Source organism: Kitasatospora misakiensis (genome assembly GCF_042656005.1).
In the GTDB taxonomy this organism is placed as follows: domain Bacteria; phylum Actinomycetota; class Actinomycetes; order Streptomycetales; family Streptomycetaceae; genus Kitasatospora; species Kitasatospora misakiensis.
Map to the genome: position 1 here is coordinate 176,869 of NZ_JBHSOF010000007.1, position 21,494 is coordinate 198,362.

Genomic DNA, 21,494 nt, shown 5'->3' on the forward strand with positions numbered 1-21,494 from the left:
AGAACTCCCATGGCCGATCCCACCACCACCACCACCACTGCCACCACCACCGCCACCACCGCCGCTCCCGTGCGCGCGAAGACGGCCAAGACCATCGACGCGGGCAAGCAGGCCAACCGCCGGATCGGCGTCCGCCTGGTGATCTACACCGTCGCCACCCACGCCTTCGCCGGCTTCATCCTGCTCCTCTTCGAGCTGGGAAACCGCAACAAGTAGCCCACCGCCCAAGGCGGTTCAGCTTCCGCCGAGGACCTCGCAGAGGGCGTCCAGGGCCGCCGGGAAGGCGTGGTCGGGCGGCGTGGCGTAGCCGACGACCAGGGCCGGCGGGCTGTGCGGCCCGGGCGGCGGGTCGGCGCGGTACCAGCCGAGACCGGTGAGGACCAGTCCGGCGGCCCGGGCCCGGTCCACCAGCTCGACCTCCGGGCGGGAGCCGGCCGGCAGTTGCAGGACGGCGTGCAGCCCGGCGGCGATCCCGGTGACCCGGACGTGCGGGGCCCGCTCGGCGAGCGCCGCGACCAGGAGGTCCCGGCGGCGCCGGTAGTGCAGCCGGCAGCGCCGCACGTGCCGGTCGTAGCGGCCCGAGGCGATCAGTTCGGCGAAGGTGAGCTGGTCGGTGACCGGGCCCATGGTGTCGGCCAGCTCCTTGAGCCGGGCGACCGGTTCGACCAGCTCGTCGGGCAGGGCCAGCCAGGCCAGCCGCAGGCCGGGGGCCAGGCTCTTGGCGGCGGTGCCGCCGTACACCACGCGGTCCGGGTCGAGCGCCTGCATCGCGCCGAGCGGCTGCCGGTCGTAGCGGAACTCGCCGTCGTAGTCGTCCTCGATCACGTACCCGTCGTGCTCGCGGGCCCAGCGGACGGCGGCGGCCCGGCGGTCGGCGGCGAGCGCGGCGCCGGTCGGGAACTGGTGGGCGGGGGTGAGCAGGACGGCCCCGAGGCGGTCCTGCTCACCCCCGCCCACGGCGGACAGCCCGTCCAGCAGATCGGTGCGGGCCCCGGCGGTGTCCAGCGGCAGCGGGGCGAGGGCCTGGCCGGCGGCCCGCAGGACGTCGTGCTGCGGCGGCAGCCCGTAGGCCTCGACGGCGATCCGGCCCGCCCCGCGCTCGCGCAGCGCGGCGGCCAGCAGGCCGAGCCCCTGGCCGAACCCGGCGCAGACCAGCAGCCGGTCCGGGTCGGTGCGCACGCCCCGGACCCGGGCCAGATAGTCGCTGAGCGCCCGCCGCAGCTCGATCCGCCCGAGCGGCGAGCCGTAGTCGAAGGCCTCGTGCGGGGCGACGGCCAGGGCCCGGCGGGCGCTGGCCAGCCAGGCGCCGCGCGGGAAGAGCGAGAGGTCGGGCCGCCCGGCGAGCAGGTCGTACCGCCCGGTGGGGCGGCGGGCGGCCCGGACGGTGGCGGAGCGGTCGGCGGGCCGGGGCGCGGCGCGTTCGGCGACCGTGGTGCCGGAGCCCTGCCGCGAGCTGAGCCAGCCCTCGGCGGTCAGCTGCCCGTACGCCTCGACGACGGTGTTGCGGGCGATGCCGAGGTCCTCGCCGAGCGCCCGGGAGGACGGCAGCCGGGTGCCGGGCGCCAGCCGCCCGTCCTGGACGGCCTCGCGCAGCGCGTCCTCCAGGGCGGCGCGCAGCCCGGCCCCGGCGGCCCGGCGTCCGGTGAGGTCGAGGTGCAGATCGCCGCCGAACGCCGTCCAGGAGGCCGTGTCGCGGGCGCCGCTCCGGGAGGTGTCGGGAGCGTTCCGGGGGGCGCTCGGCACGGGGCCGGGGGTCGTTCGGGGGCGGCTCATGGCGGGATTATCGCCGCACCCCCCGCGGCCGGTGGATCTCAGGTACATTCGCCGAACGTACGACCGCGGTGGGGGTGGCGAACATGGCTGACCGGTACGGGCGTTCGGCGGTACCGCGGAGACGGCGGCGACCGGGCCGCGGGGGCTGCCTCGGCGCCTTCGGGATGCTGCTGTTCTGTACGCTCCTGGGGTACCTGCTGGCCCTGCCGGTCCTGCTCCCCGCCCTCATGGCGGCGCAGACCCCGCCGCAGCACACGAACGGTGGGCACCTGGCGGTCCTGGTCGGCGTCTCGTACACGGTCGCCCTGCTGCTGGACCGGTTGGCGGCCCGGCGGCGCCGCCGGGTCGCGCCGTGGGTGGTGCCCGTCCGGCCGGCCGTGCTGGCCGCCGCCTCCTCGCTGGTCGCCCACCTGGTCGGCGCGTACGCCGTCCCGAAGGTCTTCGGCGCCCAGGACCCGGCCGCGGCGAACGGCTACACCCTGCAGTGCCTGGCGGTCGGCGCGCTCGCGTGGGCGTGGTGGCTGGGCGTCCGGGCCTGGTCCGGTGACCCGGTGGCGCGGCGGCCGGCCCGCCCGGCCCGCACCGGCGGCCGTCCCGGGCGTTCCTCCGCGCGCACCGCCACCGTCGTCCGCCCGACGGCGGGGGAGGTGTGGGTCGCCATGGTGCCGTTCCGGGACCGGGCGGAGGCGGCGCGGCACTACTGCGTGGTGGTGGGCACCCGGGCCGACTACGCGGAGGTGCTGCAGATCACCAGCAAGGACAAGGACCACCGGGACGACTACATCCGGATGGAGAACGAGGGCTGGGACCGGACGGGCAAGCCGTCCTGGATCGAGATCGGGATCGCCCCGCGCCGGGTGCCGTACGAGAGCTTCCTCGCGGACCATCCGCAGGGCCCGTGCCCGCCGGACGTCTGGCAGGAGATCCAGCGCCGCCAGGCCGCCCTCGGGTCCGGCCGGGTGCCCCGCCCGCGGCCGGTCGGCGGTCCCGGGCCGTCCGGCCGCGGTCCGCGCCGGCCCCCGGGCTCGGCCCGCGGCCGGCAGTCCTGATCCGCCGGGTCCATGCGGCCTGGCGCGGCGGGGTCAGCTCCAGGTCGCGCCGGCGGGCTCCTGGATCGTCGCGTTGATCCGGTTGAAGAAGTTCGTCAGGCCGATCATCAGGATGATCGCCGAGAGCTGCTCCTCCGTGAAGTGGTCCGCCGCCGCGTCCCAGACGGCGTCCGGCACCGCCTGCCCCGAGCGGTCGGCGATCCGGGTCGCCTCCTCGGTCAGTTCGAGCGCCGCCCGCTCCTCCGCGCTGAAGAACGGCGCCTCCCGCCAGGCGGCGACGGCGTGCAGCCGCTCGTCGGTCTCGCCGGCCTTCTTGGCGCTGGTGACGCCCGCGAAGACGCAGGCGCTGCACCCGTTGATCTGGCTGGCCCGCAGGTGCACCAGCTCCATGATCTGGTGCGGCACGCCGCCCTGGTACATCGCCTTGTAGATGGTCTGGATGCCCTTCATGGCGTCCGGGAGGACCATGGCGGGGTTCTTCATGCGCGCGGCGTGGGTGGTCATCTGACGATCCTCCAGATCGGCTGTCCGCGTTTGCGTCACGCGGACCGGTTAACGTCCGTCAATGAACTGACGGATCCCGACGCGAGGATGTGACAGGTGGACGGGGAAGATTTTCTGGCCGAGCGCTTCGAGGAGCACCGGCCCCATCTCAGGGCGGTCGCGTACCGGATGCTGGGCTCGCTCAGCGAGGCCGAGGACGCGGTGCAGGAGGCCTGGTTCAAGCTGAGCAGGTCGGACGTCAGCGAGGTCGCCAACCTGGGCGGCTGGCTGACCACCGTGGTCGGCCGGGTCTGCCTGGACCTGCTGCGCTCGCGCGTCGCCCGGCGCGAGGACCCGCTGGAGGCCCGGGACGGCCAGGAGGCCCGGCTGCCCGATCCGGTCATCGGCGGCGCCCGGGCCATCGACCCGGAGCAGGAGATCCTCACGGCCGACTCGGTCGGCATCGCGCTGATGATCGTCCTGGAGGCGCTGGCCCCGGCGGAGCGGCTCGCGTTCGTGCTGCACGACATGTTCTCGGTGCCGTTCGACGAGATCGCCCCGATCCTCGGCCGGACCTCCGCCTCCACCCGCCAGCTCGCCAGCCGGGCCCGCCGCCGGGTCCAGGGCGCCGCGCCCGCGCCGGACGCCGACCTGGCGCTGCGCCGCGAGGTGGTGCAGGCCTTCCTGGCGGCCGCCCGGGGCGGGGACTTCGACGCGCTGCTCACCGTCCTGGACCCGGACGTGGTGGCCCGCTCCGACGGCGGCGCGCTGCGGCCCGCCACGCTCCGACGCGGCGCGCGCGACGTGGCGGCCGGGGCGAGCCTGTTCGGGTCGCAGTTCGCCGGGGAGTCGCGGATGGTGCTGGTCAACGGCGAGCCGGCCGTGGCCACCTTCGTCGGCGGCCGTCCGGTCTCGCTCGCGGCGTTCACCGTGCGCGGCGGCAAGGTCGTCGAGCTGAACATCTTCACCGACCCGGAGCGCCTGGAGCGCCTCGGCCTGTCGGCGGCCTGACGGGGCGGCCCGCGTCCCGGCCCCGGCCGGGACGCGGGCCGAACCAGGACACCCGAGACGAAGGCCGTCAGGCCTCCGGGCGCAGGCGGGTGTGCAGGTGGCCGTCGAGCGGGTAGGCGGGCGGGAGCGCGGGCAGGACGCGGTCGAAGGGGTACCGGGCCTTCTCCGCCACCCGGCAGGAGGCGGCGTTGTCCACCTGGTGCAGGAGTACGAGCCGCTGCAGCCCCTCGGGGCCGAGGGGGCCGAAGGCCCAGTCGGTGAGCGCCTCCAGTGCGCGCGGTGCGACGCCGGTGCCGCGGGCGTGGGCGGCCGTCCAGTAGCCGACCTCGGCGACGGGGCTGCCGGGCGTGACCCCCTTGAGCACCAGGTTGCCCACCAGCCGCCCCTCGCGCCCGTCGCCGTCGCTCTCGGCGTGGTTGTCCGCGTCGGGGTGTGCTTCGAGGACGGCGAAGGAGAGCCGGTCCCCGGCCGCCCGTCCCCGCTGTTGGACCTGCACCCAGCGGAGCGCGTCGGCCTCGTTCTCCACGATCGAGACCGTCCAGCGGCGCAGCACCCGGTCCCGGTACACCTCGACCAGCGCGGGCGCGTCCTCCGCGCGCCAGGGGCGCATCAGGAGGGCGGGGGCGGACGGCGTCGCGGGCACGCGCAGGGCAACGGTGTCGGTCACCGGATGATCGTATACGGCGCTCAATTCGCCTCCGCCCAGAACGACTTACCCGGGACCCGCCGGGGTGTCGGAGCGGTCGGTGCCCTGCTCAACGGCCTTGTCACCATCGGCCGGTGGGGGCGTCGGGGCCCGGAGGGGTGCGTGGCAGACTGGGCGCCTGACGGACGGTTCGTTCGAGCAGACACGGGGGGCGGGCATGAGCGGTCGGGGGACCGTGCTCGGCGGGCGCTACACGCTGACCGAGCGGATCGGCGGCGGCGGGATGGGCGCCGTCTGGCGGGCCGAGGACGCGGTGCTCGGGCGACCGGTGGCGGTGAAGATCCTCCACCCGGCGCTGCTGGAGGACGGGAACTTCGCCGAACGCTTCCGCCGCGAGGCCCGGTTGCTCGCCGCGCTCGACCACCCGGGCATCGTCGACGTGCACGACTACGGCGAGGAGGAGCCGCCGGACGCGGCGGACGGCGAACGCCTCGCCTACCTCGTCATGGAGCTGGTCGACGGCCGCCCGCTGCACCAAGTCCTCGCCGCGGACGGCGCCTTCCCGCCCGACCGGGCACTCGGGCTGCTCGCCGAGGCGCTGGACGCCCTGCACGCCGCCCACCGGCGCGGCATCGTGCACCGCGACGTCAAACCGTCCAACCTCATGCTCCGGACCGACGGCCGGGTGACGGTCACCGACTTCGGCATCGCCCGGACGATGGCCGGGACCAGGCTCACGGCCTCGCACGCGGTGATCGGCACCGCGCTGTACATGGCCCCGGAACAGGCCGAGGGCAAGCCCATCACCCCGGCCGCCGACCTCTACGCGATCGGCGTGGTCGGCTACGAACTGCTCACCGGGAAGCCGCCGTTCACCGGCGAGGGGATGCTGGAGGTGGCGCTCAAGCATCTGCGCGAGCCGGTGCCGGAGCTGCCGGAGGGCGTCCCGCCCGCGGTGCGCGCGTTCCTCGCGACGGCGCTGGCGAAGGACCCGGACGGGCGGTTCGCCGACGCCGCCGCGATGGCGGCCGCGGCCCGCGCGGCGGCCGACGGCGAGGCGGCGGCGGTGCCCCCGGCCGCTGCACCGCCACCTGCGGTACCCGCGGCCCCGGTGAGACCGGCGGACGACCTGGGCGAGGTCGAGCCGAGCGCCGTCGTCGTCGCCACCACCGAACCGTCCCGGCGGACGCGCAGACGGGGCTTCCTGGTGCCGGTGGTCCTGCCGATCGTGATCTCGGTCGGCACCGCCACCGCGCTGCTCGTCGACCGTTCGCCGTTCATCTCGCAGGCCCAGGAGCCGAGTTCGCCGCCGGTCACCACGGTGACCGTGACCGCCCAGCCGGCCGCCGCACCGCCGACCGGAGCGGCCTCCCCGGCCTCGTCCGCCACCTCCCCGGCCGCCCCGACGACCGCGCCGCCCACGTCCGCGAGCACCACGCCGCCCAAGCCGACCGCCGGGACCCCCGCGACCACCGCCTCGCCGAAGCCCTCCACCGGCGCGCCCCAGCCCGGCCAGCCCCCGGCCGCCGCCCCCACCACCCCGCAGCCTCCCCAGCAGTCCACCCCGGCGACCACCGCCCCGGGCACGGCCGCCGCCGGGACCACCCCGGCCGGCTGCGGCGGCACCAACTGGGGCTACATCACCAACGTCGGCGACGGCCTCCGCATGGGCCTCTCCCAGGACGGCCTCGCCGGCGGCCAGGCCGTGGTGATGGGCGGCGCGACCGCCTACGGCTGGGTGCACACCGTCCCGAGCAGCTGGCACCAGTTCAACCCGTGCAAGCTGAGCGCCCCCGCCCTGGTGCAGGAGATGGACGGCCGGGTCGCGCTCTCCGGCGGCTTCAGCGTCCTCAGCAACTGGACGGTGACCGCCGCGACCACCCCGGGCGCCTTCTATCTGAAGGACTACATGGGCCAGAGCTGTCTGACCGACAACGGCCTCGGCGCCCAACTCACGATGACCGCCTGCACCCCCGGCAACAAGGCCCAGGAGTTCCGCATCCCCTAGCGCCGGTTAATGGACGCTAATAGCCATTAACAACTGGACACGTTCGCTGACCTCGTGTCAGGATCGGTCCCGTGGCCACAGGGGGTGGCCGCGGGAGGGGAGAACGCAGTCATGACCCAGGAGAACCCGGAGTACGTGTCGGTGCCGGTGCCGGCCCAGCTCGTCCCGGCCGTGTACGCCTTCATCGCCGAGCGCAGCGGGGTCACCACGGGCCCGCGCGGCGCCGCGCCGGGCGCCGCCGGTTCCATGCTCAAGTCCCCGCAGGGCGAGCAGCAGCGCCGCCGCGACGAGTGGACGGCCGAGGACCTCCGTGTGCTGATCAGCGACCGCCGCGACTCCGTCCAGGTGGTCGTGGGCATCCTCGACATCCTCGCCGAGCAGCCCGGCACCAAGGTGGGCTACGGCACCCTGGCCGAGGCGCTCCATCTCGACCGGACACGGCTGCGCGGCGCGCTGTCCGGCTTCACCCGCGTCCTGAAGGCCCACTACGAGCGGGAGTTCTGGCCCATGTGGTGGACCGAGGCGGCCAGCGAGGACGAGGGTCGGAGCAGCGAGTTCTTCTACTACGTCAGCGAGGTCGTCGCGAGGCGCTGGCGCGAGGCGCGCGCCGAGGTGTGAGCGGCGGTGAACGGCGCTGAGTGGAGGCTAACGCCACTCAGCGCCTGCCACTCGGCGCCCGCGGCTCACAGCTCCACCTGCCGCCAGGCGGCGTCTCCCGGAGCCATCGGGGCCGGGGCGAAGTCGTAGCGGACGCCCTCCGGGCCGAAGGCCAGCAGGGAGATCGAGGAGGAGCCCCAGATCCGGCCGTCCCCGAACTCGCGCCGCTGGATCAGGGCTTCGGGCGCGTCGAGGGGCAGGCCGTCGCCGGTGACGATCGGCAGCCAGGTGCCCCACGCCTCGTCGGCGGTCGCGGCGCCGGGCAGCGGTCGCGGCCGGGGCTCGGCCTCGAACCGGGCCCGGAAGTGGGCGGCGCGGGCGGCCATCAGCAGGCGGATCCGCTCGGAGGCGGTGCGGTTCTCGGCCAGGCCCTCCGGCCCGTCGTTGAGGACGACGCTCAGCCCGGTCGGCAGGTCCAGTTCGGCGAGGCGGCCGCCGTTCCCGCCGCCCCAGCTCAGCACGCGGGCGCCGTCGGGCCGGACGACCACCAGGTGGAACGGGTCGTACCGGTCCAGGTCGAGGGTGTCGATCCGGCCGCCCCGGGCGGCCAGCAGCGGCAGTTCGCCGCGCGAGAGCCGGGCCGTCTCCGACGCCGGTGTGCCGAACCCGTTCAGCAGGCAGGCCGCGACCGGCTCGGCCGCAGGCGCGTCCGGGCCCGTACCGCCCGGCTCCACCGCGAGCCACGTCCCGCCCGCGACCAGGTCGAGACCGCCGACGGCCGAGGGCTGCGCCGGCCAGTGGTGGCCGGGCGGCGACCACCGCCGGCCGGTGTACTCGTCCCGTACCGACAGCAGCAGTACCGGCACCGCCGCCGACGGCTCGATGCTCACGAACGCCGTACACACGTCCCGTCCCCCTGACCTCGGCCTGCACCGGGCGCCGCCGGAGTCCCGCCGGCACCGCCCTCTCCGCGATCCTCGCACGCCTGTTCGCCGATCGGGAGAGGGCCGGTCGGGAGAGGATCGGGGGGACAGGCCGCCCGGGCACACCGGCGGGGCCGAGGTCTTCCGCGCACCCGCCCCGCCGTGCCAGACTCCGCGCACCCGGCCGCGCCCTCCCCCGAGTGGCCCACGATTTTCGTGCCCGAACGGACCGGAGCGCCAGGCCACCGCGCCCCTAGGCTGGGCCGCATGACCACGACGGACGGCACCCTCACCACCCCCGCCGACACCCCCGTGCCCGCGCCCGCCCAGCGGATCTCGATCCCCGACCTGGCGCCCGACTTCTACAAGGCGATGTCCGTCGTGGACCGCGCGGCCCGTCAGGGCGTGGACCCGGTCCTCGCCGAGCTGGTCAAGGTGCACGCCTCGATGATCAACGGCTGCGCGTTCTGCATCGACATGCACAGCACCGACGCGCTCGGGCACGGCGAGCAGAACCACCGCCTGCTCTCCCTCCCGGCCTGGCGCGAGACCCCGTGGTTCACCGCCAAGGAGCGGGCCGCCCTCGCCCTCACCGAGTCGGTCACCCTGCTCACCCAGGGCCACGTGCCGGACGCCGTCTACGACGAGGCCGCCGCGCACTTCGAGGAGGCCGAGCTGGCGCAGCTGATGGCACTGATCATCACCATCAACGCCTGGAACCGGATCGGCGTCGGCACCCGGCGCAGCCCGGCCGCGAAGTAGAAGTAAGGGGGCGCCACGATGACCGTCGAACAGCGGGAGAAGGCCCGCGTCCTGCGCGAACTCCACCGCCCGGGCGAGCCCTTGGTGCTCGCCAACGTCTGGGACGCGCCGAGTGCCAGGCTGGTCGCGGCAACCGGGGCGCGGGCCCTGGCCACCGCCAGCGCGAGCGTCAGCTGGGCGCTCGGCAGCGCCGACGGCGAGGCCGCCGACCGGTGGCAGGTGCTGGCGCAGACGGCGCTGGTGGTCCGCGCAGCCGGCGAGCTGCCGGTCACCGCCGACCTGGAGAGCGGGTTCGCCGCGACCCCGGCCGGCGTCGTCGGGACGATCGACGCGCTGCTCGCCACCGGTGCGGTCGGCGTGAACCTGGAGGACGGCGGCCGGCCGGTCGCCGAGGCGGCCGAACGGATCGCGGCGGCCCGGGAGGCGGCGGACGCGGCCGGGGTGCCGCTCTTCGTCAACGGCCGCACCGACCTCTTCCTGCACGGCGGCGCCGGCAGTCCGGCGGAGCTGCTGGACGAGGCGATCACCCGGCTGCGGGCCTACGTCGAGGCGGGCGCGGACGGCGTCTTCGCACCGGGGGTGTCCGACCCGGCGGCGATCGCCGCCCTGGTCGCGGGCGTCCCGGCGCCGCTCAACGTGCTCGCGGGCCCGGGCTCACCGTCGGTGCCGGAGCTGGCGAAGCTGGGCGTGGCCCGGATCAGCCTGGGGCCGGGCCTGGCGAAGGCGGCCTACGCGGCGGTGCGCCGCGCCGCCGAGGAGGTGTACGCGGACGGAACGTACGCCGCCCTCGACGGCGGGCTCGACTACGGGGAGATGCAGGGGCTGTTCCTCACCGGCTGAGGCTGTTCCTCAGCCGGTGAGCGAGCCGAGCGAACCGACCGTGCCCACGGTGTGGTTGACGAGATTGCCGTTGGAGCATTGGGCGGGGCCGGCCGCGTGGCTGCCGAGCGCCGGGACGACCGCGAACTCCTGGAGGCAGGTCGCGGTGGAGGTGAAGTCCAGGGTCTTCGCGGCGCCGGTCCCGGCGCCGGCGTCCGCGTCGCCCTCGGCGAACGCGGAGGTCGGCGCGGCGGCCAGGGCGAGTGCGGCCAGGGTGAGCGCGGCGGGCCGCCGCAGGCCGGTCACAGGCCGTGCCCGATCTCACCGCTGAGGCCCGGGTGGGTCATCTGGTTGGTGCCGATGGCCTCGATCTCGGTCGCCGCCTTGCCGACCAGCGGCAGGTCCTTCGCCTCGTGGATGACGAGGTCGGCGGGGGAGACGGTCATCCCGTTGGAGAGGCCGCCGAGGGCGTCCGGGGAGGTCGCGGTGGAGGTGGCGGCGGACGCGGCCGGCACGGCGGCGGCGAGGCCGGCCATGGTGAGGGCGGCCAGGGTGGCGAGTTTCTTCATGGAACCCCCAACGACCCGGCCGCCCCGAGGTCACCGCGCCCGGAGCCGAGCCGGGGTTTCCGGAGCCCGGGACGCCGACAGCCGGTCGGCACCCGCCGAGCAGTGCTCGACGGGTGCCGACCGGCTGTGTGCGGGCGTGTGGCTACTTGAGCGGCGTGCCGCCCGAGTTGCGGTACGCGGTCGTCTTGTTGATCAGGTTCCCACCGTCGGACTCGACCGTGGTCTGCTCCTGCTGCCCCGGGCCGAACAGGAGGGCGGAGACGTGCGCGTTCGCCACCTGGTCCATGTGCGAGAGGAGCCAGTCGACCTTGTCGTCCTTGTAGTGGCCGAGGGTGTTGTTCTGCGAAGCGTTGCCCAGCGGGATCTGCCACAGGACCACCGGCTTGCCCACCGAATCGGCCATCGTCTTGTACCAGTTCAGCGCGGCAGCGGCCTTCTGGTCGTTCCAGAAGGTGTCACGGCCACCGTTCTCCGGCTTCGCGTACCAGGCCGCGTCGCGGTCCACCACGTCGGCGACCAGGAAGTCGGCGTTCTTCGCGCCGAGGTCCGTGTAGTCCTTGACGCAGCCCTGCATGTTGGTCGGCCAGTCCCAGCAGGTGAGGTGGAAGCCGACGCCGGTGTTCGGCGCGTACTTGTGCGCCATCGCGATCAGGCACTGGGACAGGCCGGCGGCGCTGTTCTCCTGCGATCCGCAGTCCGTCGGGTTCGAGGCCTTGACCTGCGCGGCGACCTGGTGCGGGTTGCCGAGCGACCGGACGTAGCCCCAGAAGTCGGGCTCGATGTCGATCATGTCCTGCGAGTTGCCGATCTTCTGGAGGAAGAAGCGGTAGTCGTTCATGTAGCGGGTGAGCAGGTCGGTCCTGTTGATGGCCTTGACCTCGCCCGGGCCGTCGGCCTCGCCCGCCAGGTCACCGAGGTCGCGCAGCGAGTACCAGGTCCAGAAGTTCTTCTGCGGGCGCGGCTTGCCCTGGTACGTCACCTTGGCCGCGTGGTCGTCGTTCCAGGTCACGTAGAAGCCGGGTGCGGTGGTGTCGCCGCTCCAGCAGCCCCACCAGCTCGACCACTCGGCCTTGCAGCGCGAGGCCGTGTAGTAGTCCGAGGAGGGCGCGGGCTGGCTGTGCACGTAGGCGTAGCGCACGTCGAACGGCGCGGCGTTGGCCGAGGAGTCGTTCATCATGCCGCCGACGAGCACCGTGTTGCTGCCCATGAAGCTCTTCGTCGAGCCGCCGCCGCCGGCGGGGGCGGGGGCGGCCGGGGACGCCGGAGCCGGAGCCGCCGGGGAGGCCGGTGCCGGAGCCGCCGGGGAGGCCGGCGGTGCCGACGTCGGGCGGGTACCGCTCGGAGCCTGGCTCGCCGGAGCGCCGCCGCCCGGCGTGGCCGGCTTGGCGGGCGCGGCGGAGGTGGCGGCCGTGGTGGGCGCGGCAGGCGTGGTGGGCGTGGCGCCGCCGGTGCCGGCGGCGCTGCCGGCCGGGACGAGCTTCCACTGCTGCTGCGGGCCGGCCCAGTCGTGGTACTGGGCGATGTGGGCCCCGTCGGCCTTGGCACCGCCCGGGACCTCGACGGCCAGGCCGCTGAAGCGGTTGATCAGACGCACGTAGCCGTCCGAGGACTTCTCCGTGCGGAACTGCTGGTTGGCGCCGTTCAGGTCGCGCCACTGCACCAGCTCGGCGCCTTCGCTCTTCGACCAGTTGTAGTCGTCGAGCACCTTGCCGGAGTTCCGGTTCTGCAGCCGGTAGTTCCCGTCGCCCGAGTCGACGAACTTCCACTGCTGGTTGGTCCCGCCGTTACGGGTCCACTGCACCAGCGGGGCACCGTCGCCCGTGGCGTACGCGGGGGCGTCCAGGGCCTCGCCGGTGGCGCGGTTGACCAGCACGTACCAGGCGTTGGTGTCGACGGTCCCCGCCGAGGCCGTGTTGACCACGACCACGGAGCCGCCCACGACCGCCAGGCCGACGGCCGCCCAGAAACTCCGGCGCTGGTGCAGCCGACGGCCGCGGTGCCCCGGACCGGCCGAGCGCTTCGACGCGCGACCACGGCGTGCGTGGCCGCCGGACGACGCCTCCGGCGACGTGGATGGGCGAGGGAACATGTCGATGCTCACTTTCAGCCGTTGCCTCCGACCGGACCGCCTGTCCGGACACCACCTAGTTGCCACCGCCCTCGGGAAGGTTGCCGCGGATCGAAAAAGTTTTTTTTCGGCCCCGCGCGGTGGCCGGAGGTCACGCCCTCACACCCTCAGACCGCCCTCACAGCCTCAGACCGTCACCCGCAGTGTGCGCACGCTGTTGCTGACGAACGACGCGATCGGCTCCGGCTCCGGCCCGTCCGCGAGCGCCAGCCCGGGGAACCGCTCGAACAGGAACCGCAGCGCCGTCTCCGCCTCCAGCCGCGCCAGCCCGGAGCCGAGGCAGAAGTGCGGGCCGTGCCCGAAGGACAGGTGCCGGTTCGGCTGCCGGGTGAGGTCGAAGCGGTCCGCGTCCGGGTAGTGGGCGCCGTCCCGCCCGGCGGCCGCGTACGAGGCGAGCAGCGCCTCGCCCCGCCGGATCACCACCTCGCCGACCGGGAGGTCCTCGGCGGCGTAGCGGAGCGGGAACTGGCCGACCGGCGAGTCGTACCGCAGCGTCTCCTCGACCACGGCCGACCACGGCACCGTGCCGTCCAGCACCAGCCGCAGCTGCTCGGGGTGGGCGAGCAGGGCGCGCACCGCGTTGGTGATCAGGTTGAGCGTGGTCTCGTGCCCGGCGACCAGCATCAGCAGCAGGGTGCCGACCAGCTCCGGCTCGCCGAGCCGGTCGTCGTCCGCGCGGGCGGCGATGAGGTCGGTGGTGAGGTCGTCACCGGGTTCGGCCCGCTTGGCGGCGACCACCGAGGCGAGCAGCGCGAACAGCGACTGCTGTGCGGCGACGGCGGCCTCGGGGGTGGCGGAGCTGGAGACCAGGGTGTCGGACAGCTCGTGCAGCTCGTCCTGCTGCTTGGGCGGCAGGCCGAGCAGTTCGCCGATCACCTGCATCGGCAGCGGGTAGGCGAAGTGCTCGCGCAGGTCGAACGCGCCGTCCAGCCCGGCGATCCGGTCGAGCAGCGCGACGGTCCGGGCCTCGACGGTGGGCCGCAGGTCGGCGACCCGGCGCGGGGTGAAGGCCTGGGTGACCAGGCCGCGCAGCCGCCGGTGGTCCTCGCCGTCGGCGGTGATCATGCCGGGGACGGTGACGAAGTTGATCAGCGGCCAGCCCCGGGGCAGCCGGCCCTCCCGGAAGGTCGTCCACAGCTGGGGGTTCTTGCCGACGCGCGGGTCGGCGAGCAGCTCCTGGAGGGTGTCGTGGTGGGTTATCGCCCAGACCACCACTCCGCCAGGGAGCTCCACCGGGACTGCCGGGCCGGCGTCCCGGAGTCGGGCGTTCTCCCCGTGCTGGTCCCGTCCGAAGGCGTCGAGGCGAACGGCCCCGGGTCTGCCGGCACCGGATTCGGCACCGGGTTCGGCACCGGATTCGACGGCGGGGTCTGCGGTACCTGCGGCTCTGTCCATACGGAGGACCTCTCGGGAACTGGCGGGCGGGGCGGGGTGAAGGCGCTGTAGAGCACCGGCAGGCTGATCAGGGCGCGCGACCACGGGGACGGGCGCCAGGCCAGCTCGTGCGGAGGTACCGCCAGTTGGAGGTCGGGCAGGCGGTGCAGCAGGGTCTCGACGGCCGTCTCGACGATGATCCGGGCCGGGTGCTGGGCGGGGCAGACGTGCTTGCCCGCGCCCCACGCCAGGTGCGCCCGGTTGCCGCCGACGCCGGCGTGCCCGAGGGCGCCGGGGCCCTGGGCGGCCGGGTCGGCGTTGGCCGCGGCCAGGCCGAGGACGAGCATGTCGCCGCGGCTGATGTACTGACCGCCGAGGACGGTGTCCGCGGTGGCCCAGCGGCCGGGGAAGTTCTGCGTCGGCGGGTCGCGCCAGAGCACCTCCTCCAGCGCGTCGGCGACGGTCAGCCGCCCGCCGGCCAGGGTGGCCCGGAAGCGGCGGTCGGTGAGCAGCAGCCGCAGCGTGTTGCCGGTCCAGCAGATGGTGGTCTCGTTGCCGGCGACCATCATCACCACCAGCTGGTGCACCGCCTCCTCGTCGGTCAGCCCGGCCGGGTGGGCCAGCAGCCAGGAGGTGAGGTCGGCGCCGGGCGTGGTCCGGCGGTGCTGCACCAGGTCGACCAGGAGCGTCTGGAACTCCCGGTTGGCGCGCACCGATTCGGCGCCGCTGTCGGTGATGTGGCTGATCAGCCGGATGAGGTGCGAGCCGGCCTCGGGGGGCAGGCCGAGCAGCTGGGTGAAGACCAGCAGCGGCAGCCGGCGGGCGTACTGGGCGACCAGGTCGGCGGTGCCGTCGGGGCCCCAGCTGTCGATCAGCGCGTCGGCGGCGGCCTCGGTGCTCTCGCGCAGCTGCCGGTGGTCGATCCGGGCGAGGGTGTCGGCCACGGCGGCGCGCAGCCGCTGGTGCTCGGCGCCGTCCAGGTTGAGCAGGGTGGGGCGCCAGGCGGTCATCGGCAGGAGCCGCGAGTCGGCGGCCAGCCGGCCCTCGGCGGGGACCCGCCAGCGGCGCGAGTCCTTGGAGAACAGCGTCTCGTTGCGGGTGAGTTCGAGCAGCTCGGGGTAGCCGAGGACGAGCCAGGACTCGACGCCGGGCTCCAGCTCGATCGGCGCCACCGGGCCGTACTGGGCGCGCAGCCGGGCGTACAGGCCGTGCGGGTCGTCGGCGACGGCGGCGCCGTACAGCGGGGTGAGCGGCACCCCGACGGGCAGCCCGCCGGGCAGCGTCCCGGCGTGGACGGCACCGGGGTGGGCGGCACCGGCAGGGACGGCACCGGGGTGGGCGGCACCGGCGTGGACGGCACCGGGGTGGACGGCGCCGCCGCCCGCGTGCGCGGGGCAGCCGGGCGGCGGGACGGCCGTACCGGGCTCGGGAACGGTCATCGTTGCAGCTCCAGGACGGCGGTGCGGTGCAGGTGGTCGACGAAGTCGATCAGCAGGTCGTAGGAGGCCCGCCGGTCCCGCGCGTCGCAGTACAGGATCGGCGCCTCGGGCAGCAGGTCCAGCGCCGAGCGCAGCTCCTCCTCCGGGTAACTCGGGGTGTCCGGGAAGGTGTTGACGGCGACCGCGAACGGGATCTGCTGCTCCTCCAGCCGCCCGAGCACCTCGAAGCTCTCGTCCGGCCGGCGCAGGTCGACCATGGCGATCGCGCCGAGCGCGCCGCGCGACAGGTCGTCCCAGAGCGGCCAGAACCGCTGCTGGCCGGGCGTGCCGAACAGGTACAGCGCGAGCCGGGAGTTGAGCGTGATCCGGCCGAAGTCCAGCGCCACCGTGGTGGTGGTCTTGGTGTCGCGCCCGGCGAGGTCGTCCACGCCGGCGCTGGCGGCCGTCATGGTCTCCTCGGTGCGCAGCGGGGTGATCTCGCTCAGCGAGCCGACCAGGGTGGTCTTGCCGACCCCGAACGGGCCGGTGACCAGGATCTTCACCGCGCCCTGGACGGACGACGGCAGGTACTGCGGTGCGGCGGGCGGGCCGGCGACCGGGTCGGCGACCGGGTCAGCGGAGTTGGCGGAGGCCAACGAGCACCTCTTCCAGAAGTGTGGTGGGCAGGCGTTCGGCCTGCGGGACGGGCGGGAGCACCTGGACGGCGCCGAGGTCCCAGAGGTCGCCGATCAGGACCTTGACCACGCCGAGCGGCAGCCCCAGGTGGGCGGCCACCTCGGCGATCGACAGCAGACTGCGGCAGAGGTCCAGGATCCGCCGGTGCTCACGGTTGAGCAGGGCGTCCTCGGGCAGCTCGGGCCGGTCCGGTAACGCGCTGACCAGGCTCTCGAAGGCCAGCTCGGAGCGGGTGGACCGGCTGCGCCCGCCGGTGATCACGTACGGGCGGACCGGACCGGCGCTCACCGCCGGCCCTCCGCCGCGAGGTCGGCGCGCGGCGGGCTCGTGAGGTGGGTGCCGATCCGCTCGACCAGGACCTGCATCTGGTAGGCGACCAGGCCGGCGTCGACGTCCTCGCCGGTCACCACGGCCAGGTGGGCGCCGGCTCCGGCGGCGACGATGAAGAGGTAGCCGCCGCCGTACTCGACGACGATCTGCCGGGTCGCGCTGCCGGGGCCGCCGAAGCCCTGGGCGACGCCGCGGGCCAGCGACTGCAGGCCGGAGCAGGCCGCGGCGAGCCGCTCGGCGTCCTCGCGCACGATGCCCTCGCTGCGCCCGATCTCCAGGCCGTCGTTGGACACCACGACGGCGTGCTGGACCTCGGGGACGTTGACGATGTCGGCGAGCAGCCAGCCGAGGTCAGGGGTGGTGGTCATGGAACTCTCCGGAACGCTGGGGAAGCTGGGGGGACGGGGGAAGGGTGGGGTCGTACGAGCCCTGGGCCGCGACCGGGGGGTGGTCGCCGGGGTGGCCCGGGGCGGGGAACCGGTCGCCGGCGCGGCCGAGCGGGGGCTCGGTGCGGTCCTGCCGGGCCGGGTGGGTCGGATCGGCCGGCCGGTCCTGGGAGGTGGACCGGGCGGCGGAGCGGCCGCCGGCGGTGCCGGCCTGGAACATCGTCATGAACGCCTGGGCCTGCCGCGCCGAGCGGGACGGCGGAGCCGGCGGCGGGGTGGGAGCCGCGGCGGCGGCGTGCCGGCTGGCGGCGCGGCCGCGGCGGTGGCTCCGGCGGGGCAGCGGCGGCGGGCTGCCGTCGGCCGCCGGGGGGCCGGCCGGGGCGGGGCCGGCGGAGTGGGCGGTGGCGTGGGCGGGGCCGACGGAGTGGCTGGGGCCGGCGGAGTCGGTACGGGCGGCGCGGTCGTCGGCCTGCGGGTAGCCGGTGACCGGCGGGTACACGGCCGGGTACCCGGCGGCCGAGGCCGGGTCGTACGGGGGCGGCTCGTACGTGGCCGGGTCGTACGGGGCGGGGTCGTACGCGTCGTACGGGGCCTGGTCGTAGGGAGCCGGGCCGCCCGGGGCCGGGTGGTACAGCTCGTCCGGGTCGTACGCCGCCGAGGCACCCGACCCGGACCGGGCCGCCCGGTCGGGGCGGTCCAGCGGTCGGTCGTGCGGTCGGTCGAGCGGTCGGTCCGACGGGCGGTCCAGCGGTCGGTCCGGCGCGAAGCCCGGCCCGGCCGGGGGGACGGCCGACCCGTGCGGACCGGACGGCGCGGGCGCGGCCGTCCTGCCGAACACCGCGTCGCCCCGGCCCGGTCCCGGCAGGGTCGGCGGCAGCGGTTCGGTGAGCAGCGCGTTCGGCAGCAGCACCACGACCCGCACCCCGCCGTACGGCGAGGGCGCCGAGCTGAGCGTGACCCGGAACCCGTACTGCTCGCAGAGCCGGCCGACCGCCGCCAGGCCGAGCTGCGGGACTTCGCCGAGGCGGGAGACCTCAAGCCCTGAGCCGCCGGCCAGGGCGTCGGCGGCCTTCGCCACGGCCGGCTCGGGCATGCCGACCCCGCCGTCGTCGATCTCGATGACGGCGCCGTTGTGCACGGGCATCAGGGTGACGAACACCTGGGTGCTGGGCGGGGAGTAGCGGGTGGCGTTGTCCAGCAGCTCGGCCACGGCGTGGATCAGCGCCTCGGCGGCGGCGCCGACCACGGCGGTCTCGAGCCGGCTGCGGATCATCACCCGCTGGAAGGGCAGGATGCGTGACTGGGCGCCGCGCACGACGTCCTCCAGCGAGACCGGCTCCGGCCAGTGGCGGCCGGCCCGGGCGCCGCAGAGCACGGCCAGCGTCTGGGCGAGGCGGGCCTGTTGGGCGGCGGCGTGGTCGGCCTTGAGCAGGCCCTCCAGCAGGGTCGGGTCGTCGTGGGTGCGCTCCATCTCGTCCAGCAGGGCCTGCTGGTCGTGCGCCATCACGAGGATCCGGCGGGCCACGCTGAGGAAGGCCCGCTGGGTGGAGGCGTTGAGTTCCTGCTCGTGCTGGACGGCCGCCAGTTCGGCGCTCCGGTGGGAGAGTTCGGCGGTGAGCCGCTCCTGGAGGCGGGCGATCTCGTGCTGCTGCTGGGTGACCCGACGGCGCTGGGTGGCGGAGACCGCGCGGTAGCGGGCGGCGGCCACAAGGGCGAGGGCGGCGAGCACGCCTGTTGCCGTTGCGCACCACTGAGTCATCGTCACGCGGCGAATTCTAGGGTGATGATCCTACGAAGGTGTGAACGGATCTCGCCAGGTGATCGGATCTCGTCAAGATCTCGTCAATAGCACGCCAATCCGCACTGGTTCGGACCCGATCGAATCCTCCGTGGGCACCCGACCGTTGTCCCGTCCGTCCCGCTAGTGCACAGCCGACAAGCGGTGCAACAGCAGCAACGCGACGTCGTCCGGACGCGAACGCCGCTCGGTCACGTTCAGGGTGAGCAGATCGGCCAGCCTTTCCAGGGCGGGACCCGGCTCGACCCGGACCGGACCGGCGTTCCGCGCCCACAGCTCCAGCCCGCCGAGCATCCGCTGCACCGACTCGTCGTAGTCCTCCTCGCGGTCCTCCACCAGGCCGTCGGTGTAGGCGAGCAGCGTCTCGCCGGGCGGCAGGTGCTCCACCGCCAGCGGGTACGGCAGGTCGGGCGCGACCCCCAGCGGCGGGCCGCCGGGCAGCTCCAGCTCCACCGCCCGGGCGTCCGCGGTGACCCGGACCGGGGCCGGGTGCCCGGCGCGGGCCGCCCGCAGGGCGCCGTCGGCCGGATCGAGGGTGAGGTAGAGGCAGGTGGCGAACAGCTCGGTGTCCAGCTCGGTCAGCAGCCGGCTGGTCCGGGTCAGCGTGGCGGCCGGATCGTGCCCGTCGGTCGCGTACGCGCGCAGTCCGCTGCGCAACTGGCCCATCACCGCCGTGGCCTCGGCGTTGTGGCCCTGGACGTCCCCGATCACCAGGCCGACCAGGCCGTCCGGCAGCCGCAGCAGGTCGTACCAGTCGCCGCCGATCTGCATGCCCTCGGTACTCGGCAGGTAACGGGCGGCGCTGGCGATCCCGGGCAGCCGGGGCAGGGTGCGCGGCAGCATCGCCCGCTGCAGCTCGGTGGCCCGCTGGTGGTGGGTGTCGTAGAGGCGGGCCCGCTCCAGGGACTGCGCCAGGATGCCGGCGAAGGCGGAGTAGAGGGTGCGGTCCTCGCGGCCGAACGCCCGCTCGGTGGCGAAGGTGATCAGACAGGAGCCGACCTGCCGGCCGGAGGCGATCAGCGGCAGCACCGCCCACGCGGCCGGGGTGAGCGGACCGCCGCTGCCGTCCTCGTCCCCGCTCGCGGCGGCCGGGGGACCGCCCGGTCGCGCCGACCCCCGCCCCCGACCGCGCCGGGCCGGCTCGCTGAACAGCGGGGCCGACCGGGCCAGGGCGCGCTGCATCACGCCCTCCGAGAGGTCGGCCAGCCGGGTCAGCTCGGTGCGCCGCGCGCCCCCGTAGACGGTGTGCGAGACGGGCAGCAGCCGCCCCTCGTCGACCAGGTCCAGCACGATGCTGGCCGCCCCGAAGGCCGGCCGGGCGATGTCCGTGACGGCCGTGGTGACGTCCCGGACGGTGACCGCCCGGGACAGCGCCCGGGTGAGCGCCAGCAGCAGCGCCGACCGGGCGCCGGCGGCGGACGCGCCCCCGGCTTCCCCGGCCTCCCCGTCCGCTGCGGACCGTCCGCCGGGCGGGCGCTCCCCGGCGGCCCGGCCGTGGTCGAGGTCGGCGATCAGCCCGGCGATCCGCACCGGCCGGCGGTGCACGTCCAGCATCACCTCGCCGGTCTCCTCGATCCGGATCACCCCGCCGCCCCGGCGCGGCACCCGGTAGCGGATCCGGTACGGGCCACCGGTGGCGAGCACCTCGGCGAGGGCGGCCTGGACGTCCGGCAGGTCCTCGGGGTGGACGACGAGGTCGAGGGCGGGCGCGGCGGACGGGCCGCCGCCCTCCGGCGCGGACCGGCCGACCAGCCGGAGCGCCTGGGCGTCCCAGTGGGTCTCGCCGGTGACCAGGTCGCGCTCGAAGGCGCCGTGCCCGGCGGCCCGGACGGCGAGCGAGAGCAGCGGGTGGGCCGTCGCGGCGGCCGGGTCGCCGTCGGCGGAGCCCGGTCCGGGGCGGACCCCGTTCGACGCGCCGCCCCGCCCGGCGAACGCCCCGGCCGCGTTCTCCTGCTCCTCGTGCGCCCGGGAGTCGGCCCGGGCGTGCTCCAGCAGGTAGCCGAGCCGGTGCGCGCAGGCGTCCGCCAGGGTCTCCAGCACGTCCAGGTCCCGCCGCGGGACGGTCCCCCGGTGGGCGAGCGCCAGGGCCAGGACGCCCAGCGGCCGCTCGTCGACGATCATCGGCAGGGCGACGACGGCGACCATCCCGGTGCCCATCCCGGTGCCCATCCCGGCGTTCCCGTTCGGGTACTCGGCGCTGGTGCGTTCGGGGCTCAGCAGGTGGGGGCGGCGTAGCCGCAGCGCCGTCGCGGCGGGCAGGTCACCGGCCGGATCGACCACGCTGTAGCGCTCGTGGGCCCAGTCGGGCAGTCCGTGGGAGGCGCTGAGCCGGAGCATTCCGGCGGAATCCAGCAGGTAGAGCGCCGAGCCCTCACCGGTGATCCAGCCCGGGCCCTCGGCCAGGACGGTGCCGAGGAGTTCGGCGGCGCTGGTGCAGCCCAGCAATAAGCGGACGCAGCGCATGGCACTGCGCGCGGTGGGGCTGCTGCGCGGGTCCACGGGATTTCCGGCCTCTCCGGTTCCGTAGGGGGCAGTTAATTCTTAATACCTTATTTCTCAAGCCCGTGAGGGGTTAGCCGGACGGCGTGGGACGCCCTGTGCGTGGGCCCCCGCCGGGTCCGGTACCCTTCTCCGTACGACATGCCGTGCCGCGGCGGGTCGTACGGAGCGGGGCTATAGCTCAGACGGTTAGAGCGCTTCCCTGATAAGGAAGAGGCCACAGGT

General features: G+C 75.0%; 21 protein-coding genes. 7 read left to right on the forward strand and 14 right to left on the reverse strand.

The genetic code is table 11. The annotated features are described in order from the left end of the window. Positions 1 to 9 precede the first annotated feature (9 nt). Positions 10 to 216 (forward strand): DUF6126 family protein, encoded by a 207-nt coding sequence (locus ACFP3U_RS08800; RefSeq protein WP_380224726.1) that lies wholly within the window; start codon positions 10 to 12, stop codon positions 214 to 216. 18 nt (positions 217 to 234) lie between these two features. Here ACFP3U_RS08800 and pdxR read toward each other — a convergent pair whose 3' ends face one another. After that, a complete protein-coding gene (gene pdxR, locus ACFP3U_RS08805; protein ID WP_380224727.1) occupies positions 235 to 1,773 on the reverse strand; it encodes a MocR-like pyridoxine biosynthesis transcription factor PdxR in 1,539 nt (512 codons plus the stop codon). 164 nt (positions 1,774 to 1,937) lie between these two features. Here pdxR and ACFP3U_RS08810 point away from each other — a divergent pair, with 164 nt between their 5' ends. Beyond that, the gene (locus ACFP3U_RS08810) at positions 1,938 to 2,822 is read left to right on the forward strand and encodes a hypothetical protein (protein WP_380224728.1); all 885 of its coding nucleotides are present in this window, start codon (positions 1,938 to 1,940) and stop codon (positions 2,820 to 2,822) included. Between the two features lie 33 nt (positions 2,823 to 2,855). Here the strand turns inward: ACFP3U_RS08810 and ACFP3U_RS08815 are convergent, their stop codons facing one another. After that, positions 2,856 to 3,326: a carboxymuconolactone decarboxylase family protein gene (locus tag ACFP3U_RS08815; RefSeq protein ID WP_380224729.1), complete on the reverse strand. Its 471-nt coding sequence runs from the start codon at positions 3,324 to 3,326 to the stop codon at positions 2,856 to 2,858. Between the two features lie 96 nt (positions 3,327 to 3,422). Here ACFP3U_RS08815 and ACFP3U_RS08820 point away from each other — a divergent pair, with 96 nt between their 5' ends. Then, positions 3,423 to 4,316 (forward strand): sigma-70 family RNA polymerase sigma factor, encoded by an 894-nt coding sequence (locus tag ACFP3U_RS08820; RefSeq protein WP_380224730.1) that lies wholly within the window; start codon positions 3,423 to 3,425, stop codon positions 4,314 to 4,316. A gap of 67 nt (positions 4,317 to 4,383) precedes the next feature. Here ACFP3U_RS08820 and ACFP3U_RS08825 read toward each other — a convergent pair whose 3' ends face one another. Continuing rightward, positions 4,384 to 4,983, reverse strand: coding sequence for a GNAT family N-acetyltransferase (locus tag ACFP3U_RS08825; RefSeq protein ID WP_380224731.1), 600 nt, complete (start codon positions 4,981 to 4,983; stop codon positions 4,384 to 4,386). 196 nt (positions 4,984 to 5,179) lie between these two features. Here ACFP3U_RS08825 and ACFP3U_RS08830 point away from each other — a divergent pair, with 196 nt between their 5' ends. Beyond that, entirely contained in the window at positions 5,180 to 6,970 is a 1,791-nt protein-coding gene (locus ACFP3U_RS08830) for a serine/threonine-protein kinase (RefSeq protein ID WP_380224732.1), read from the forward strand. Positions 6,971 to 7,081: 111 nt separating this feature from the next. Then, positions 7,082 to 7,588, forward strand: a complete 507-nt coding sequence (locus ACFP3U_RS08835) for a hypothetical protein (protein ID WP_380224733.1) — start codon at positions 7,082 to 7,084, stop codon at positions 7,586 to 7,588. A gap of 65 nt (positions 7,589 to 7,653) precedes the next feature. Here the strand turns inward: ACFP3U_RS08835 and ACFP3U_RS08840 are convergent, their stop codons facing one another. Continuing rightward, positions 7,654 to 8,457 (reverse strand): NRDE family protein, encoded by an 804-nt coding sequence (locus ACFP3U_RS08840; RefSeq protein WP_380224734.1) that lies wholly within the window; start codon positions 8,455 to 8,457, stop codon positions 7,654 to 7,656. Positions 8,458 to 8,757: 300 nt separating this feature from the next. Between ACFP3U_RS08840 and ACFP3U_RS08845 the strand changes: the two genes are divergently transcribed. Next, a complete protein-coding gene (locus ACFP3U_RS08845; RefSeq protein ID WP_380224735.1) occupies positions 8,758 to 9,252 on the forward strand; it encodes a carboxymuconolactone decarboxylase family protein in 495 nt (164 codons plus the stop codon). An 18-nt stretch (positions 9,253 to 9,270) separates the two neighbouring features. Then, positions 9,271 to 10,092, forward strand: a complete 822-nt coding sequence (locus ACFP3U_RS08850) for an isocitrate lyase/PEP mutase family protein (RefSeq protein ID WP_380224736.1) — start codon at positions 9,271 to 9,273, stop codon at positions 10,090 to 10,092. A 9-nt stretch (positions 10,093 to 10,101) separates the two neighbouring features. Here the strand turns inward: ACFP3U_RS08850 and ACFP3U_RS08855 are convergent, their stop codons facing one another. The 10 genes from ACFP3U_RS08855 to ACFP3U_RS08900 form a co-directional block, all read right to left on the reverse strand. Further along, complete coding sequence (locus tag ACFP3U_RS08855) at positions 10,102 to 10,377, reverse strand: hypothetical protein (protein ID WP_380224737.1); 276 nt, start codon at positions 10,375 to 10,377, stop codon at positions 10,102 to 10,104. Continuing rightward, positions 10,374 to 10,640: a hypothetical protein gene (locus ACFP3U_RS08860; protein WP_380224738.1), complete on the reverse strand. Its 267-nt coding sequence runs from the start codon at positions 10,638 to 10,640 to the stop codon at positions 10,374 to 10,376. The genes ACFP3U_RS08855 and ACFP3U_RS08860 overlap by 4 nt, the downstream gene beginning before the upstream one ends. A gap of 142 nt (positions 10,641 to 10,782) precedes the next feature. Further along, positions 10,783 to 12,579, reverse strand: coding sequence for an RICIN domain-containing protein (locus tag ACFP3U_RS08865; protein WP_380224739.1), 1,797 nt, complete (start codon positions 12,577 to 12,579; stop codon positions 10,783 to 10,785). Between the two features lie 315 nt (positions 12,580 to 12,894). After that, entirely contained in the window at positions 12,895 to 13,980 is a 1,086-nt protein-coding gene (locus ACFP3U_RS08870; RefSeq protein WP_380224740.1) for a cytochrome P450 family protein, read from the reverse strand. After that, the gene (locus ACFP3U_RS08875) at positions 13,965 to 15,581 is read right to left on the reverse strand and encodes a cytochrome P450 (protein ID WP_380224741.1); all 1,617 of its coding nucleotides are present in this window, start codon (positions 15,579 to 15,581) and stop codon (positions 13,965 to 13,967) included. Before ACFP3U_RS08875 ends, ACFP3U_RS08870 begins: the two co-directional genes overlap by 16 nt. After that, entirely contained in the window at positions 15,578 to 16,216 is a 639-nt protein-coding gene (locus ACFP3U_RS08880) for a GTP-binding protein (RefSeq protein WP_380224742.1), read from the reverse strand. The genes ACFP3U_RS08875 and ACFP3U_RS08880 overlap by 4 nt, the downstream gene beginning before the upstream one ends. After that, on the reverse strand, positions 16,194 to 16,544 hold the full coding sequence (locus tag ACFP3U_RS08885) for a DUF742 domain-containing protein (RefSeq protein ID WP_380224743.1): 351 nt from the start codon (positions 16,542 to 16,544) through the stop codon (positions 16,194 to 16,196). Before ACFP3U_RS08885 ends, ACFP3U_RS08880 begins: the two co-directional genes overlap by 23 nt. Next, on the reverse strand, positions 16,541 to 16,954 hold the full coding sequence (locus ACFP3U_RS08890) for a roadblock/LC7 domain-containing protein (protein ID WP_380224744.1): 414 nt from the start codon (positions 16,952 to 16,954) through the stop codon (positions 16,541 to 16,543). The genes ACFP3U_RS08885 and ACFP3U_RS08890 overlap by 4 nt, the downstream gene beginning before the upstream one ends. Then, on the reverse strand, positions 16,938 to 18,731 hold the full coding sequence (locus ACFP3U_RS08895; RefSeq protein ID WP_380224751.1) for an ATP-binding protein: 1,794 nt from the start codon (positions 18,729 to 18,731) through the stop codon (positions 16,938 to 16,940). Before ACFP3U_RS08895 ends, ACFP3U_RS08890 begins: the two co-directional genes overlap by 17 nt. 162 nt (positions 18,732 to 18,893) lie before the next feature. Continuing rightward, positions 18,894 to 21,269 (reverse strand): SpoIIE family protein phosphatase, encoded by a 2,376-nt coding sequence (locus tag ACFP3U_RS08900; RefSeq protein WP_380224745.1) that lies wholly within the window; start codon positions 21,267 to 21,269, stop codon positions 18,894 to 18,896. Between the last annotated feature and the right edge of the window lie 225 nt (positions 21,270 to 21,494).

Coding starts and splice junctions, on each gene's coding strand:
- ACFP3U_RS08800 (WP_380224726.1), top strand. CDS start 10: ATGGCCGATCCCACCACCACCACCACCACTGCCACCACCACCGCCACC.
- pdxR (WP_380224727.1), bottom strand. CDS start 1,773: ATGAGCCGCCCCCGAACGACCCCCGGCCCCGTGCCGAGCGCCCCCCGG.
- ACFP3U_RS08810 (WP_380224728.1), top strand. CDS start 1,938: ATGCTGCTGTTCTGTACGCTCCTGGGGTACCTGCTGGCCCTGCCGGTC.
- ACFP3U_RS08815 (WP_380224729.1), bottom strand. CDS start 3,326: ATGACCACCCACGCCGCGCGCATGAAGAACCCCGCCATGGTCCTCCCG.
- ACFP3U_RS08830 (WP_380224732.1), top strand. CDS start 5,180: ATGAGCGGTCGGGGGACCGTGCTCGGCGGGCGCTACACGCTGACCGAG.
- ACFP3U_RS08835 (WP_380224733.1), top strand. CDS start 7,082: ATGACCCAGGAGAACCCGGAGTACGTGTCGGTGCCGGTGCCGGCCCAG.
- ACFP3U_RS08845 (WP_380224735.1), top strand. CDS start 8,758: ATGACCACGACGGACGGCACCCTCACCACCCCCGCCGACACCCCCGTG.
- ACFP3U_RS08850 (WP_380224736.1), top strand. CDS start 9,271: ATGACCGTCGAACAGCGGGAGAAGGCCCGCGTCCTGCGCGAACTCCAC.
- ACFP3U_RS08860 (WP_380224738.1), bottom strand. CDS start 10,640: ATGAAGAAACTCGCCACCCTGGCCGCCCTCACCATGGCCGGCCTCGCC.
- ACFP3U_RS08875 (WP_380224741.1), bottom strand. CDS start 15,581: ATGACCGTTCCCGAGCCCGGTACGGCCGTCCCGCCGCCCGGCTGCCCC.
- ACFP3U_RS08890 (WP_380224744.1), bottom strand. CDS start 16,954: ATGACCACCACCCCTGACCTCGGCTGGCTGCTCGCCGACATCGTCAAC.
- ACFP3U_RS08895 (WP_380224751.1), bottom strand. CDS start 18,731: ATGACTCAGTGGTGCGCAACGGCAACAGGCGTGCTCGCCGCCCTCGCC.